This window comes from Mesorhizobium sp. P2_D1 (assembly GCF_056404455.1).
In genome coordinates, this window is the sequence record NZ_JBFUDZ010000152.1 from 1 (window position 1) to 855 (window position 855).

General features: G+C 61.1%; 1 protein-coding gene. It reads left to right on the forward strand.

The window, feature by feature from the left end; genetic code table 11:
• A partial coding sequence (locus AC1D0I_RS32670; RefSeq protein ID WP_477400197.1) for a molybdopterin cofactor-binding domain-containing protein occupies window positions 1-789 on the forward strand: 789 nt, incomplete at its 5' end.
• Between the last annotated feature and the right edge of the window lie 66 nt (window positions 790-855).

Sequence of the window (855 nt, forward strand, 5' to 3'; positions counted from 1 at the left end):
GTGGAGAAGTTAAGGCAGGAACTGCTGCGAGTCGGCAGCTATTTCCTGGGCCAGCCTGCCGAAACGCTGAGGGTAGGGACCTTCGAAGGCTTCGCCTCGGTGGCAGCGCCCGATGGGCAGTCGGTTTCGCTGGCGCGGATCTCGAACCTCGTCAACGCCCAGAGCGCCGAGCTCCCACCTGAGCTTATGGATGTCTCGCTGAATTGCCGCCATGTCTATCGCGCGCCATTCCAGGTGCCGGACATCGAGAAGAAGTTTGGCAACCTGACCCTCACCTACGCTGCGCAGGTGCATGTCGCCGTGATCGAGCTGGATCCGCTCACCTATAACATTCATGTCCACGACTATTCGATCGTTGACGACTGCGGCAAGGTCATCAACCATCAGATCGTCAAGGGCCAGGTGGTCGGCGCGGCCGCTCATGGCTTCGGCGCCGCTCTGATGGAGTGCTTGAAATATGACGAGGCCGGCAACCTTCTGACCAGCACCTTCAGCGATTACTGCCCCCTGACGATCATGAACATGCCCAACCTGCACTACGGCAACCGTGAATCGCCGTCGCCCTTCACCTATAACGGCGCCAAAGGCATGGGCGAAGGCGGTGGCGGTCCGATCTTCGCGATCTCGTCTGCTCTGCAGGATGCTGTGGCGACCACCGGGATGCGGCTCGACCAGTCGCATTACTCGCCCAGCGATATCCACGCGTTGCTCTCAGGCATTGCCGAAAGACGGGGTGCCAAGGTGTCAATGACGGTGCGAACGCCATCACGCGAGCCGTTGCCGGCGTGAAGGAGGGCGACTACGTTGGCCGATGTTCGGCCGTGCGAACGGAACCTAGATGACGCCATCGGGCAC